At 68.3% G+C, this 13,082-nt stretch carries 11 protein-coding genes; 5 read left to right on the forward strand and 6 right to left on the reverse strand.

The window, feature by feature from the left end; genetic code table 11:
* Positions 1-40 precede the first annotated feature (40 nt).
* Complete coding sequence (locus AC07OD_RS24860) at positions 41-2,068, reverse strand: beta-propeller domain-containing protein (RefSeq protein ID WP_218341869.1); 2,028 nt, start codon at positions 2,066-2,068, stop codon at positions 41-43.
* Between the two features lie 152 nt (positions 2,069-2,220).
* Here AC07OD_RS24860 and AC07OD_RS24865 point away from each other — a divergent pair, with 152 nt between their 5' ends.
* Positions 2,221-3,057 (forward strand): DUF6502 family protein, encoded by an 837-nt coding sequence (locus AC07OD_RS24865; protein ID WP_218293662.1) that lies wholly within the window; start codon positions 2,221-2,223, stop codon positions 3,055-3,057.
* Positions 3,041-3,544, forward strand: a complete 504-nt coding sequence (locus tag AC07OD_RS24870) for a hypothetical protein (protein ID WP_494598280.1) — start codon at positions 3,041-3,043, stop codon at positions 3,542-3,544. Before AC07OD_RS24865 ends, AC07OD_RS24870 begins: the two co-directional genes overlap by 17 nt.
* A 334-nt stretch (positions 3,545-3,878) precedes the next feature.
* Here AC07OD_RS24870 and AC07OD_RS24875 read toward each other — a convergent pair whose 3' ends face one another.
* Positions 3,879-4,244 (reverse strand): MliC family protein, encoded by a 366-nt coding sequence (locus AC07OD_RS24875; protein ID WP_494598281.1) that lies wholly within the window; start codon positions 4,242-4,244, stop codon positions 3,879-3,881.
* 647 nt (positions 4,245-4,891) lie between these two features.
* On the opposite strand from AC07OD_RS24875, the gene AC07OD_RS24880 reads away from it, so the two are divergent.
* A complete protein-coding gene (locus AC07OD_RS24880) occupies positions 4,892-6,085 on the forward strand; it encodes an MFS transporter (RefSeq protein WP_494598329.1) in 1,194 nt (397 codons plus the stop codon).
* On the opposite strand, the gene AC07OD_RS24885 is transcribed toward AC07OD_RS24880, so the two are convergent.
* Positions 6,051-6,542, reverse strand: coding sequence for a hypothetical protein (locus AC07OD_RS24885; RefSeq protein WP_494598282.1), 492 nt, complete (start codon positions 6,540-6,542; stop codon positions 6,051-6,053). The genes AC07OD_RS24880 and AC07OD_RS24885 overlap by 35 nt on opposite strands.
* Positions 6,543-6,628: 86 nt before the next feature.
* Here AC07OD_RS24885 and AC07OD_RS24890 point away from each other — a divergent pair, with 86 nt between their 5' ends.
* Both AC07OD_RS24890 and AC07OD_RS24895 read left to right on the forward strand, forming a co-directional pair.
* Positions 6,629-7,489 carry an ornithine carbamoyltransferase gene (locus AC07OD_RS24890; RefSeq protein WP_494598283.1) on the forward strand — a complete coding sequence of 287 codons (861 nt, stop codon included), beginning with the start codon at positions 6,629-6,631 and terminating at the stop codon, positions 7,487-7,489.
* A complete protein-coding gene (locus AC07OD_RS24895; protein WP_218293657.1) occupies positions 7,476-7,838 on the forward strand; it encodes a MerR family transcriptional regulator in 363 nt (120 codons plus the stop codon). Before AC07OD_RS24890 ends, AC07OD_RS24895 begins: the two co-directional genes overlap by 14 nt.
* A gap of 158 nt (positions 7,839-7,996) precedes the next feature.
* Here AC07OD_RS24895 and AC07OD_RS24900 read toward each other — a convergent pair whose 3' ends face one another.
* Genes AC07OD_RS24900 through AC07OD_RS24910 form a run of 3 tightly spaced genes read right to left on the reverse strand, consistent with a single transcriptional unit; the run spans position 7,997 to position 12,866 of the window.
* Positions 7,997-9,625: a SpoVR family protein gene (locus AC07OD_RS24900; protein WP_218293656.1), complete on the reverse strand. Its 1,629-nt coding sequence runs from the start codon at positions 9,623-9,625 to the stop codon at positions 7,997-7,999.
* Positions 9,622-10,887 (reverse strand): YeaH/YhbH family protein, encoded by a 1,266-nt coding sequence (locus tag AC07OD_RS24905; RefSeq protein ID WP_494598284.1) that lies wholly within the window; start codon positions 10,885-10,887, stop codon positions 9,622-9,624. Before AC07OD_RS24905 ends, AC07OD_RS24900 begins: the two co-directional genes overlap by 4 nt.
* A 56-nt stretch (positions 10,888-10,943) precedes the next feature.
* Complete coding sequence (locus AC07OD_RS24910) at positions 10,944-12,866, reverse strand: PrkA family serine protein kinase (RefSeq protein WP_218341875.1); 1,923 nt, start codon at positions 12,864-12,866, stop codon at positions 10,944-10,946.
* Positions 12,867-13,082: the final 216 nt, after the last annotated feature.

Here is a 13,082-nt window from a genome sequence, read left to right on the forward strand (position 1 = left end):
CGCCACTGGCCGCGCCGGGACGTTCATCCTGGCGCCGCCTTCAGTCCCCCACCTTGGTGAACACCTGCCCGCCCGAGAGCTGGTAGGCGGCGTTGTCCACCTGCAGGCTGCGCTCGCTGGTGATGTCGAAACGCTGGTGGAGCTCGGGCGTGTCGCCGTTCAGGATGGGCGTGGAGACGGCCATGGAGCGCAGCGCCAGCGTGCCGGCGCTGGTGTTCACTTCCAGCCGTGCGGCCCCCTGGTAGCCCCGCAGCGCAGGCGATGTGCCGGCGGCCGTCGGGGCCTGGTAGACCCGGGCGGGAAACGCCAGGCGCACCCGGGTGTCCAGGGCCTGCACGTCGAGCACGGGGCGCGTGCTGTCGAGCGTGGTGATGCTGCCACGGCCACCCAGCTTCCCGGCCGCCAGCCGCCGGCCCTGCGCCGGGTTGCGCACGTCAAACAGCGCAAGCTGGATGCCCTCGGCCGTGCCGCCGAGCGTGCTGTCCTTGCCCACGCCCAGCAGCAGCCCGCCGGGCAGCGGGACCAGGTGGTCCGCATGGCCGCCAGCCGCCAGCTCGCCCGCCACCGTGGGGTTCGCCGGGCTGGCCAGGTCGAGCACCCACACGGGCTCGGCCGCGGCGAAGGTGGTGGCATAGGCCCGTGGGCCCGCGAAGAACACGGTGTCCACCTGCTGGTCGCCGCGTGCCGTGCGCGGCTTGAGGGCCAGCTTGGCCTGCACGCTCAGGCGGCTGTCGCTGCCGCTGTCGCGCAGCACCGTCAGCAGCGCGGGCGAGGCCTGCTGCGCCTGGATGGTCACCGGCGGCATGCCGCTTTGGCCCGCCGCGCCCGTGAAGGTCAGCACGCGCAGGTCGTTCTGGTGCTCGTTCAGGCGCGACGGCATGCGGCGCAGGTCCCAGCCCAGGTGGCCGTCCACGCTGCCCGATGCGTCATAGTCCACCTGCGCGCCCCGGAAGGTGAACTTGTGGATGTCGGTGCGGCTGCCCGCCGGGAACACGGTGTTGATCACGTCGCCGCCATAGCGGTACTGGCGCGAGCTGGCCACGTACACGCTGCGCGCGCCCAGGTGCACCGCCTCGCTGCCCCCCGCGAAGCACCGGCTCGTGCGCGCCAGGTTCGATGACGCCAGGTCGATGGCCGTGATGGAAGTGAGCTGCAGCGACAGCGAGGCATTGCCCGTCTGCACCAGGCAGTCGGCTTCGTTCACCAGCGGCTGGGGCTGGCCGCCGTCCACGCGCAGGGTCGGAATCAGCGCGGCGGTGTTCAGGTCCTTGAGCGCGGCCTCCACGGCCGATGCCGAAGCCCCGGCAGGCACGTTGAAGCGCAGAAGGTCGGGCGACCAGGTGGTGACCAGGTACAGCGTGTTGCCAATCAGGCGGCTGCCCACCAGCAGCCCGTCGATGCGCATCTGCTTGAGCTGCATCGGGGCCGCGTCCTTGCCGACCGAGAACAGGTCCAGCGACAGCATGCGGCTGTATTCGGGCATCACGGTGATGCCCGCGTCCGCCGCCACGATGGGCTGCCGGTCGGCATACGGGTCCTGCTGGGACAACACGGCGGCACGCGTGCCGCCGCCCGCCACGTACAGGCCATGGGGGATGAACTTCGCGTCCAGCGTGACGCGGCCCACGTTGCTCAGGCTGCCATCGGCCGCGCGGGCCAGGGCCGAGAAACGCGGAGGTTCGCGGCCCGCGTCCGTGGCGTAGGCCCGGTGCAGGCCGTAGAGCATGCCGCCCTCGGCCTTGATGAGGCCGTCTTCCTCCACCGCAGGCCCGGCCAGCGGCACGCCCGTGTTGGCGACCACGCTGCCCGCGGCGCTCAGCGCTCCCACGGTGGGCACGGTGATGGCCGTGCCGCTGTAGCCCAGCGCGGCCCGCTGGGCGATCTTGGCCTTGAAGTACGCCACCAGATCGCCAGAGCGCGTGACCTGCAGCCGCGCCTCGTTGGGCGTGAGCGGCCCGCCGCCATCCCCGCTGCCCCCGCCGCACCCGGACACGAATGCGGCCGTTGCCACGGCCAGCCAGGCGGGCGGCACGCCCGCGACCTTCTTCATCAACCCTCGGTATGCCATTCGATTTTTCTCCCTGTGGATGGATCTGGGCCCCGGGCGCCTTCGCCACCGGCCTCGATTTGGATAAGTGGGATAATATCCCACAAAATTTCCACCGGTCAACCGTATGACAATGGCCACCCGCCCCTGACACGCCCCTCGCCCACACCCGCATGCCTTCCCGCTCCGCCATCGTCCTGGCTTCCGCCCTGCATGTGCTGCGCCCTCTGGCACGGTTGCTGCTGCGCAATGGCGTGGCCTACCCGGCCTTCGCGGCGGCCATGAAGAAGGTGTTCCTGGAGGCCGCCCAGGACGAACTGCAGGGCACGGGCAAGAAGGCCACCGACAGCGCCCTGAGCCTGATGTCCGGCGTGCACCGGCGCGACGTGCGCAACCTGGGCCGCCTGGCCGAGCCCGCCGCCGAGGACGGGCCCGCCGAGACCCCCCTCAGCATGGCCAGCCAGGTCGCGGCACGCTGGCTGAGCCAGGCCGATTGCCTGGACGACGAAGGCCAGCCCCGCGCGCTGCCCCGCAGCAGCAGCAATGGCGATGCGCCCCACTTCGATGCGCTGGTGGCCGGCATCAGCAGCGACGTACGGCCCCGTGCCGTGCTCGACGAGCTGGTGCGGCTGGGCATGGCCGAGGAAAGCGGGGACGGGCAGGTCCGGCTGCTGGCGGCGGGCTTCGTGCCGCGCCAGGGCTTCGCGGAAATGGCGCGGCTGATGCAGGACAACCTGCACGACCACCTGGCCGCCGCCAGCCTGAACCTGCAAGGCGGGCACAACTACCTGGAGCAGGCCGTCTTCGTGGACCAGCTCAGCGAGGAGTCCGCCCAGCGCCTGCATGCGGTGGCGGCCAGGGCATGGCGCCAGGCGTTCAAGACGGTGATGACCGAGGCCCAGGCCCGCTACGACCACGACCAGCACAACACCCCGCCTGGCGAGCGCAACCGGCGCGCCCGCTTTGGCAGCTACTTCTATGCCGCAGACAAAGATGAACGTCCTTCCTGAACGCCTGGCCTGCGGGGCCAGACTGCTCACACTGGCCACCTTGCTGGCCCTGGCCGCCTGCGGCCCCGGCACGGGCGGAACCGGCACGGGGCCCATCAGCGGGGTGCTCAACTTCTCGGGCTCGGGTTTCTCGGCGGGCGTGCCCTGCCCCACCTGCGGCCAGGTCAATCTGCGGCTGGAGGATGAGCTGGTCGAGCTGACCGTCACCTGCCGGCGCTTCATCCACACCGGCCCCTGGGAGATCGACGCCCAGGGCCTGGCCGTGCTGGAAGGCACCCTGGAGACCACGGGTTTCGACAATGGCCTGGCGCTGACGGGCACCGTGCCCGCGGTCCTGCGGCTGCAGTTCAGCGAAACGCGGGCTGACAACAGCCGGGAGGTGGCCGCCACGGTGCGCGACGCCCATGGCAACCACCTGGTGGAGCCGCTGACGCTGGAACAGCGCCCGGCCGCCGCCTCGCCCGAGGCGTGCACCGCCGGCAGCTAGGGGCCGGGCGGGCGGCGGGCGGTGCGGATGGCGGCACAGGCCGGGCGAACGGCCGGCGCAGCCCGCCTTCCGTCATCACATCCGCCCGCACGCACGCGCGCCGGATAGTTGGACTTCGGCCGCAGCCACGCGAAGTACGGGGTTCAAGGGAAGGGGATTGCCCGGGCCGCACGGAGCCTGGCGCGCGGGGCACCTGCCCGCGGCGTCGCACAGGCCCTGGGCACGAACATGGAGCGGGCGCCACGCAGCACAGCGCAGCGATGGCCGGCGTGCGCCATGCCACCGACCCCGCCTGAAGGAGAAGGCGAGGAAAAAAGCGGGGCGGAAAGGAAGGCTACCGGGGGCTGCCGGCCACCATCATGGGGCGGCTGCTGCGGCACCAGATCGGTGCCAGGTGGCCGATCTGGATGGTCAGCTCGTTGCCCTTGCCCAGCACGGTCGTCGGGCCATTGCTGTAGGCGTATCCCGTCTCGGCCACCTGCTTGGGCAGATCGACCGTCCAGCCACTGCGCAGCAGCACACCCATGCCCTGTTCGGGATAGAACTGCATTTCCACCTTTTCGCCGTTGCCGCACGCGAACTGCATGCTGCTGCGGTCCACCGGCTCACTGAAAGCCTGCAGGGCGGGCGGCTGGCTGGCACAGCCCGTCAGCATCAGGGTCGCCAGCGCGCCTGAACTCAGCAAAACCATCTTCTTCATCGGTCACTCCTGACGTCGCGGTGCACCTTGCAGCCCACCCGACAACTTCCAACGTCCAACGGCTCGAGGCCCCCTGGCCCCATAAGCACGAACCTTGCCACTACCACCCACTGCCTGCGCCATCCTGCTTGCGAGAGACCGAAACCAGCGACTTCAGAACCATGACCCACACCGGCGCAAGGCATGCCCACAAGAGTGCCTCAGGCCCCCTGGCCCGTCATTGGGGTGATCCCCACATCGAGGGCCTCCTCTAAAGTCTGCCCCGCCCCTGTGGCGCCCTCGTGACGGACCCCAAAGCCCCTTCGCGGGGTGCCATTGAAGCCATGCAGCGGCGCAATGCGCTGCGCTGCGCCCGATTGAGAGCACATTTCGCCAAAGATGCGGGGTGGCCGACACGCCGCGCTGGCCGCCGGCAGGGGATCGGGACATACCCTAGGCGCCCCTTCGCGCGGCGCCCTCGCAGCCGCCCGGCTTGTCCGCCAGCGACAGCCAGGGCGCCGCCGTGCAGTTACCCTCGGTGGGCAGCGCGCCCTTTGCCTGGTTGAACCGCAGTCCGGGGCGCCGCGCACTACAGGAGATCCATCACCGTGCAGGCGCCCCCTTCCCCCACGCCCTCCCCGCTTCTGGCGCCCCGCGCCGCCTGGGCCATGCTGCTCGCGCTGGTCTCCGGCTTCGCGCTGAGTCAGGCGTTTCGCACCATCACCGCCATCATGGCCACCGGGCTGCGCGCGGAGTTCGGCCTTTCGGCCGAGGCACTGGGGGTCTTCGCGGGGGCATTTGCCTTCGCCTTCGGCACCATGCAGCTCTTCATGGGCATCGGCATCGACCTGTACGGCGTGCGGCGCACGCTGCTGGTGGCGTTTCCGCTCGCCATCGCGGGCTCGCTGCTCTCGGCGCTGGCCCCGAGCTACGGCGGCGTGTTGCTGGGCCAGGTGCTCATCGGCGTGGGCTGCGCGCCCGCGTTTCTGGTCTGCACGGTGTTCATCGCGCGCTACTTCCCCGCCAGCCGCTTCGCGATGGTGTCGGGCGTGGCCATGGGCGTGGGCGGGCTGGGCATGCTGTTCACGGGCACGCCGCTGGCCTGGCTGGTGCAGCAGTCGTCCTGGCGCATGGGCTTCGCCGTGCTGGCGGGCCTGGCCGCGCTCGCCTGGCTGCTGATCTTCTGGAGAGTGCATGAACCCACCCACCCCGTTCACTCCGCGCAGGCCCCGCAGCCGCGCGAGTCGGTGGGTGATGCGGTGCGCGGCTTCGGCGCCCTGTTCCTGCTGCCGCACACGGCCGGGATCATGCTGCTGGCGCTGATGACGTATGCGTCGTTCCTCACGCTGCGCGGGCTGTGGCTGGGGCCGCTGTTGATCGAGCGGCACGGCTATTCGCTGGTGGCCAGCGGCAACGTGGCCATGCTGTCGTCGCTGGTGTCGCTGTTCACCCCGGCCTATTTCGGCCGGCTGGACCCGGGCCCCGCGCGGCGCAGGCGCTGGCTGGCGGGCTTTACCGTGCTGCTCGCCGGGCTGTTCGCCGCCATCGGCTTCCTGCACGCCGAGTGGCTGGACGTGGGCGGCTCCATCGCCGTGGGCCTGCTGTCGGGCTACATGGTGCTGCAGTACGCAGACGTGCGCTCGTCCTACCCGGCGGCCATGACGGGGCGTGCCATGGCGGTGTTCACCATGGCGCTGTTCCTGGGCGTGGCGCTGATGCAGTGGGTGACGGGCCTGGCCGCCTCGCAGGCGGCCGCGCGGGGCGCGGACCCGTACGTGGCCGTGATGCTCACCATCGCCGGCATGCTGGCCGCGGGCGTGCTCGCCTTCAGGTTGCTGCCCGCACCGGCCCCCGCGCATTGACGCGGCCGCGGCTGGGCGGGCAGGCCGCCAGGCCCGCGCCCGCCACGCGCCACCACTGCAGCACGCCGAACAGCAGCTCGAACGCGGTGAAGCCCAGCACGATGGCGCTGGCCCCATGGGCCACGGCATAGATCTGCCATGCCGCGAACAGGAAACGGGCCACGCCATCGAGCCGCCCCAGCAGCAGCGAAGGCGCCGCGATGCGCGCAGCCGACCACACGACCACCACCGACCCCAGGAGGTTGGCCAGCAGCATGTGGGTGGTATCAAGCGGGTGCAGCGTGCCTGGCAAGGCCAGCGCCTGGGCGACAAGCCCCAGCTGCGCGTAGAGCCAGGCAAAGGTCCAGGGCAGCGCGAACGGCCAGGTCACGAGCAGGTCGTACCAGCCGCTGGCACGCACGACGCGCAGGTAGCGGGATTCGGAAAAGGCTGGGAACGTGGCAGCGAAAGTGGCCATGGCGGTGCGGTCATCGAAGTGAAAGAGGCCCCGAGCTTCAGGCCTGAAGTACGCTTCAGGGTCAAGCACTTTTTTGGGGCATCCGCATGGACCTTCTTCAGCTGGCCGACCTGCAGCCTGCCGACATACGCCAGATCTGGGCGCTCGCGGGCGGCGCGCCGGGCCCCGCGTTGGCGGGCACCGTGGCGTGGTCGTTCGAGGGCAACGGCATCCGCACGCGCACCACGTTCATCCAGGCGTTCCGGCAGCTGGGCCTGACGTTCACCGAGCTTCCCCATCTGCTCAAGACCGGGGAGCGGCCCGAGGACCTGGCCGGCTACCTGGACCCGTTCTACGCGCTGTACGTGGTGCGCGAGTCCGACCACCCCCGGCTCTCGGCCTTCGCGGCGGCGTCGCGCCGGCCCGTGATCAATGCGATGTCGGCCCAGGGCCACCCCTGCGAGGTGCTGACCGACGCGTACTACGTCGACAGCCGGATCAAGCCGCTGCGGGAAGCACGCGTGTGCCTGTGGGGGCCCAGCACCAACGTGTTCCGCTCATGGCACGAACTGGCACGGGTGATGGGGTTCGGGCTGGTGCAGGTGTGCGACCGGCGCTTTCACGAGGCGCTGCCGAACGTGCAATTCGTGGAGCCGTCCGCGCTGCCGGACGCGGTGGATGTGGTGGTCACCGACAGCTGGCCCGCCAGCGCCGAGGCCGGCGCCACCACGCAGGCCGACCTGGCGCCGTTGACCGAAGAGCATCTGGCCGCGATGGGCCACCCCGCCCTGCTGCCCACGCCGCCTTTCACCCTGGGCCGCGAGCTGGCGGTGGACCCGCTGGCCTACCCCGGCTTCGTGGGCTACGCACAAAAGGAGCTGCTGCTGCCGGTACAGGCTGCCATCCTGCGCTGGGTGCTGGCATCGGAAAAAAAGGCCGGCACCGGGGACGCCCATGCGGATCGGTGAGCTCGCCGCCGCCTCGGGACTGAGCCGCGAGGCGCTGCGCTTTTATGAGCAGCAAGGGCTGATCCGCTCGCGCAGGCTGGCCAACGGCTACCGCGACTACCCACCCGAAGCGGTGATGCTGGTGCAGTACATCCGCATGGCGCAGCAGCTGGGCTTCACGCTGGCGGAGATTGGCGACCGGCTGCCCGGCATCTGGGACGCGCCCGACCCCGCGCCCGCGCTGGCGCAGGTGCTGGCCACCAAACTGCAGGAGATCGACACGCGCATCGCCGCGCTGCAGGCGTTGCGCCAGACGCTGGCCGAACGCGTGGCCACCGACTGTCCGCTGCGCGCGGCGCAGGCTGGCTGAGGCCCGCTCCGCTTCAGCTCTTTCAGCAAAAAGAGGCTCTTGCGCTTATCTATAAAGCGCTGCAAGCTATTGATTTGATAGCATCAAGGCAGTGATTGCAGTGGCGCCACCGGCACGGCAGGGCCGTTCCAGCCACCGCAGCGGCGGCTGGAACGCGCTCACGCGATGGACCCCGGCACCGTGTGCAGCAGCACCGGGTGGTTGCCGTAGGCGTCCACGCTCTCGATCTGCACGCCAAAACCCCACAGGCGCGCCACGTGCCTGAGCACCTCCTGCGTGTCGTCGCCCAGCGGGCGGCCCTGGTACTGGGTGTGGCGCAGGGTCAGGCTGCGGTCACCGCGCAGGTTCACGTTCCACACCTGGATGTTGGGCTCGCGCGTGCCCAGGTCGTATTGCTGCGAGAGCATCTGGCGCAGGCCGCGGTAGCCGTTCTCGTCATGGATCTCGCTGACCACCAGCTCGCGCTCGTTGGCATCGTCGTGCAGGGCGAACAGCCGCATCTCGCGCATCAGGTGCGGGCTCAGGTACTGGCCGATGAAGCTCTCGTCCTTGAAGTTGCGCATGGCATGGTCGAGCGTGGGCAGCCACGGGGAGCCCGCGATGTCGGGGAACCAGCGCCGGTCTTCGGCCGTGGGGTTCTGGCAGATGCGCTGGATGTCGCGGTACATGGAAAAACCCAGCGCGTAGGGGTTGATGCCGCTGTAGGCGCGGTGCCCCACGGGGGGCTGGAAGATGACGTTGGTGTGCGAGCCCAGCCATTCGATCATCACCCCGTCGCTCAGGTAGCCCTCGTCGTACAGGGTGGTGAGCAGGGTGTAGTGCCAGAAAGTGGCCCAGCCCTCGTTCATGACCTGGCTCTGCCGCTGGGGGTAGAAATACTGCGCGATCTTGCGCACGATGCGCACGATCTCGCGCTGCCAGGGCTCCAGCAGCGGCGCGTTCTTCTCGATGAAGTACAGGATGTTCTCCTGCGGCTCCTTCGGAAAGCGGTTGTGCTCCTGCGCCGCGCCGTCCTTGCCGGGCCGCGTGGGCAGGGTGCGCCACAGCTCGTTGACCTGCTGCTGCGCGTAGGCCTCGCGCTGCTCGCGCTCCAGGCGCTCGCGTGCCAGGTTCTTCTTGGAGGGACGGCGGTAGCGGTCCACGCCAAAGTTGGCCAGCGCGTGGCACGAATCCAGAAGCCGCTCCACCTCGTCGAAGCCGTAGCGCTCCTCGCACTGGGCCACGTAGTCCTTGGCATACACCAGGTAGTCGATGATGGAGGAGGCGTCCGTCCACATGCGAAACAGGTAGTTGCCCTTGAAGAAGCTGTTGTGCCCATAGGCCGCATGCGCGATCACCAGCGCCTGCATGGCGGTGGTGTTCTCCTCCATCAGGTAGCTGATGCAGGGGTTGGCGTTGATGACGATCTCGTAGGCCAGCCCCATGTGGCCGCGCCGGTAGCGCCGTTCGGTGGCCAGGAACTCCTTGCCGTAGCTCCAGTGGCGGTAGTTCACCGGCATGCCCACGCTGGAGTAGGCGTCCATCATCTGCTCGGCGGTGATGACCTCCAGCTGGTTGGGATAGGTGTCCAGGCCGAAGCGCTCGGCGGTGGCGGCGATCGCGCCGTGGTAGCGCTCGATCAGCTCGAACGTCCAGTCGCCCGGGTCGGGCAGCGGCTGGGCGGGCCGCGCCCCGGCGGGCAGGAGCTGCTCGGGCACGGTGCGGTGGCGGCGCTCGCCAACGAGGGCCGTCTTCCAGGGGTTGTCGCGGATGCGGCGCTCCAGCACCGGGTATTGGGTCATGTTCATACCTGCACCCCCTCGCTCTTGAAGAGGTCGCGGAACACGGGATAGATGTCGCCCGGCTCGGAGACCTTGCGCATGGCGAAGTGGGGATGGAGCGCCAGCAACTGGCTGTATTCGTCCCACAGGTTCTGCTCTTCCTGGGCCACCTGCACATAGGCAAAGTAGCGCACCAGCGGGAGGATCCGCTCCACCAGCAGGCTGCGGCAATTGCCGCTGTCGTTGGTGAAGTTGTCACCATCGCTGACCTGGGCGGCGTAGATGTTCCAGTCCCCAGCGGGGTAGCGCGCGTGGATGATCTGGTCGAGCAGCACCAGCGCGCTGCTGACCACCGTGCCACCACTCTCGGTGGAGTGGAAGAACTGCTCCTCGCTCACCTCGGTGGCCTGGGTGTGGTGGCGGATGAAGACGATGTCGATCGTCTCGTAGTGCCGCGTGAGGAACAGGTACAGCAGGATGAAGAAGCGCTTGGCCAGGTCCTTGCGGGCCTCGTCCATGGAGCCCGAGACGTCCATCAGGCAGAACATCACCGCCTGGCTGTTGGGCACCGGCACCTGCACCCTGGCCCGAAAACGCAGGTCGATGGGGTCGAGGTACGGAATCCGGTCGATGCGCTGCCGGAGCGTGTCGATGCGGCGCTGCAGCTCGGCCACCGCCTCGCTGGTGCCGTCATCCTGCGCCAGCAGCGCGTCGAGCTGCGCCTGCAGCGCCACAAGCTCGCGGTGTGGCGCCTTGCCCAGCGCGATGCGCCGCCCCAGCGCCCCGCGCATGGTGCGCAGCACCGCCAGGTTGTTGGGAATGCCGTCCTGGCTGTAGCCGGCGCGGCGCGACTTCCATTTCGGGTTCTCGCCGATGTGCGTGCGCAGCAGGCGCGGCAGCGCGAGGTCTTCGAAGAAGAGCTGCATGAACTCTTCCTTGGTCAGCGTGAAGGTGAAGTCGTCCTCTCCCTCCCCGCTGTCGCTGGCCTGCGAGCCGCTGCCGGTGCCCCCCTTGGGCCGCGCGATGCGGTCGCCGCGCACATGCTCCGCATTGCCGGGGTGCACCACGTCGTGGATGCCACCCTGGCCATGGTGGAACACGGGCTCGCCAATGTCCTTGCGCGGGATGGTGACGCTCTCGGCCTGCTCGATGTCGCGGATGCTGCGCCTGGACACAGCGCGGCGCACGCTGTCCGCGATCTGCTCCTTGAAGCGGCGGACAAAGCGCTCGCGGTTCCCGACCGATTTGTTCTTGCCTGCGAGCCTGCGGTCGATGATTTGCAATGCCATCTGCTTAGCTCCCATGCATGGACAGGCGCCCCGGCGGGACGCGCTGGCAACCCCGATCAACTGCTTTTTCGAACGCGCAGGTACCACTCGCACAACAAACGCACCTGCTTGGGGGTGTAGCCCTTGTCCACCATGCGGGTGACAAAATCCTCGTGCTTGCGCGCCTCCTCGGCACTGGCCTTCGCGTTGAAGCTGATGACGGGCAGCAGCTCCTCGGTGTTGGAGAACATCTTCTTCTCGATCACCAGGCGCAGTTTCTCGTAGCTGGTCCAGCTCGGGTTGTTGCCCTGGTTGTTGGCGCGCGCGCGCAGCACGAAGTTGACGATCTCGTTGCGGAAATCCTTGGGGTTGGCAATGCCCGCGGGCTTCTCGATCTTCTCGAGTTCGGCGTTGAGCGCACTGCGGTCGAACACCTCGCCGGTGTCGGTGTCGCGGTACTCGTTGTCCTGGATCCAGTAGTCGGCGTAGGTGACGTAGCGGTCGAAGATGTTCTGCCCGTACTCGCTGTAGCTCTCCAGGTAGGCCGTCTGTATCTCCTTGCCGATGAACTCGGCATAGCGCGGTGACAGGAACTCCTTGATGTAGCTGGTGTACTTGGTTTCCAGCTCGGAGGGGAACTGCTCGCGCTCGATCTGCTGCTCCAGCACATACATGAGGTGCACCGGGTTGGCCGCCAGCTCGGCGCTGTCGAAGTTGAACACCTTGGACAGGATCTTGAACGCGAAGCGCGTGGAGATGCCGGTCATGCCCTCGTCCACGCCGGCGTAGTCGCGGTACTCCTGGTAGCTCTTGGCTCGCGGGTCGGTGTCCTTCAGGCTCTCGCCGTCATACACCTGCATCTTGCTGAAGATGCTGGAGTTCTCGGGCTCCTTCAGGCGCGTCAAGATGGCGAACTGCGACATCATCTTGAGCGTGCCCGGCGCGCACACGGCGTTGCCCAGCGACGATTCGCGGATCAGCTTCTCGTAGATCCGTATCTCCTCGCTCACGCGCAGGCAGTACGGCACCTTGACGATGTAGATGCGGTCCAGGAAGGCCTCGTTGTTCTTGTTGTTGCGAAAGGCCTTCCACTCGCTCTCGTTGCTGTGGGCCAGCACCACGCCGTCGAACGGGATCGCGCCGAAGCCCTCGGTGCCCTTGTAGTTGCCCTCCTGCGTGGCGGTGAGCAGCGGGTGCAGCACCTTGATGGGCGCCTTGAACATCTCCACGAATTCCAGCAGCCCCTGGTTGGCCAGGCACAGGCCGCCGCTGTAGCTGTAGGCGTCGGTGTCGTCCTGGGCAAAGGTCTCGAGCTTGCGGATGTCCACCTTGCCCACCAGGCTGGAGATGTCCTGGTTGTTCTCGTCGCCCGGCTCGGTCTTGGCAATGCCCACCTGCTTCAAGATGCTGGGGTAGCGCTTGACCACGCGGAACTGGCGGATGTCGCCGCCGAACTCGTCGAGCCGCTTGACCGCCCAGGGCGACAGCACGCGCTGCAGGTAGCGCCGGTGAATGCCGAACTGTTCCTCCAGCACCGGGCCGTCCTCCATCGCGTCGAACAGCCCGAGCGGAGACTCGTTCACCGGCGAGCCCTTGATCGCATAGAACGGCACCTTCTGCATCAGGTACTTGAGCCGCTCGGCGATGGAACTCTTGCCCCCGCCCACCGGCCCCAGCAGGTAGAGGATCTGCTTGCGCTCCTCCAGCCCCTGCGCGGCATGGCGAAAGAAGCTCACCACCTGCTCGATGGCATCCTCCATGCCGTAGAACTCGGCGAACGTGGGGTAGCGCTTGATCACCTTGTTGGCGAAGATGCGCGACAGGCGCGGGTCGTTGCGCGTGTCCACCATCTCGGGATCGCCGATGGCGGCCAGCATGCGCTGGGCCGCCGTGGCATAGGCCATGGGATCGCGCTTGCACTCGGCGAGGTACTCGTCGATCGACATTTCCTCTTCGCGGCTGCGGGCGTAGCGCGCGGCGAAACTGCTGATGGCATCCATACGACCTCCTGTGGCGGCACCCCTGGCGGGCCCGGGAAGTGCCACGGTGTTGCAGTGGGAATCGCTACTGGCTCATCTCTTTGTAGCACCATGGTCCGCCCTTGAACAGGGTGTTTGTGTGCGCATGCGGTGCTTTTTACATCCATGCCCGCCCATGGATAGAGCAGGCATGCCGCGCAAAGTTCATTGGTGCGAGGGCCCCGCCATCCAGCGCGG

This window comes from Acidovorax sp. GW821-FHT10E03, from assembly GCF_059415205.1.

Excerpts from the sequence above, each read along its gene's own strand:
- AC07OD_RS24860 (WP_218341869.1), bottom strand. The coding sequence starts at position 2,068 with ATGGCATACCGAGGGTTGATGAAGAAGGTCGCGGGCGTGCCGCCCGCC.
- AC07OD_RS24865 (WP_218293662.1), top strand. The coding sequence starts at position 2,221 with ATGCCTTCCCGCTCCGCCATCGTCCTGGCTTCCGCCCTGCATGTGCTG.
- AC07OD_RS24870 (WP_494598280.1), top strand. The coding sequence starts at position 3,041 with ATGAACGTCCTTCCTGAACGCCTGGCCTGCGGGGCCAGACTGCTCACA.
- AC07OD_RS24875 (WP_494598281.1), bottom strand. The coding sequence starts at position 4,244 with ATGAAGAAGATGGTTTTGCTGAGTTCAGGCGCGCTGGCGACCCTGATG.
- AC07OD_RS24880 (WP_494598329.1), top strand. The coding sequence starts at position 4,892 with ATGCTGCTCGCGCTGGTCTCCGGCTTCGCGCTGAGTCAGGCGTTTCGC.
- AC07OD_RS24885 (WP_494598282.1), bottom strand. The coding sequence starts at position 6,542 with ATGGCCACTTTCGCTGCCACGTTCCCAGCCTTTTCCGAATCCCGCTAC.
- AC07OD_RS24890 (WP_494598283.1), top strand. The coding sequence starts at position 6,629 with ATGGACCTTCTTCAGCTGGCCGACCTGCAGCCTGCCGACATACGCCAG.
- AC07OD_RS24895 (WP_218293657.1), top strand. The coding sequence starts at position 7,476 with ATGCGGATCGGTGAGCTCGCCGCCGCCTCGGGACTGAGCCGCGAGGCG.
- AC07OD_RS24900 (WP_218293656.1), bottom strand. The coding sequence starts at position 9,625 with ATGAACATGACCCAATACCCGGTGCTGGAGCGCCGCATCCGCGACAAC.
- AC07OD_RS24905 (WP_494598284.1), bottom strand. The coding sequence starts at position 10,887 with ATGGCATTGCAAATCATCGACCGCAGGCTCGCAGGCAAGAACAAATCG.
- AC07OD_RS24910 (WP_218341875.1), bottom strand. The coding sequence starts at position 12,866 with ATGGATGCCATCAGCAGTTTCGCCGCGCGCTACGCCCGCAGCCGCGAA.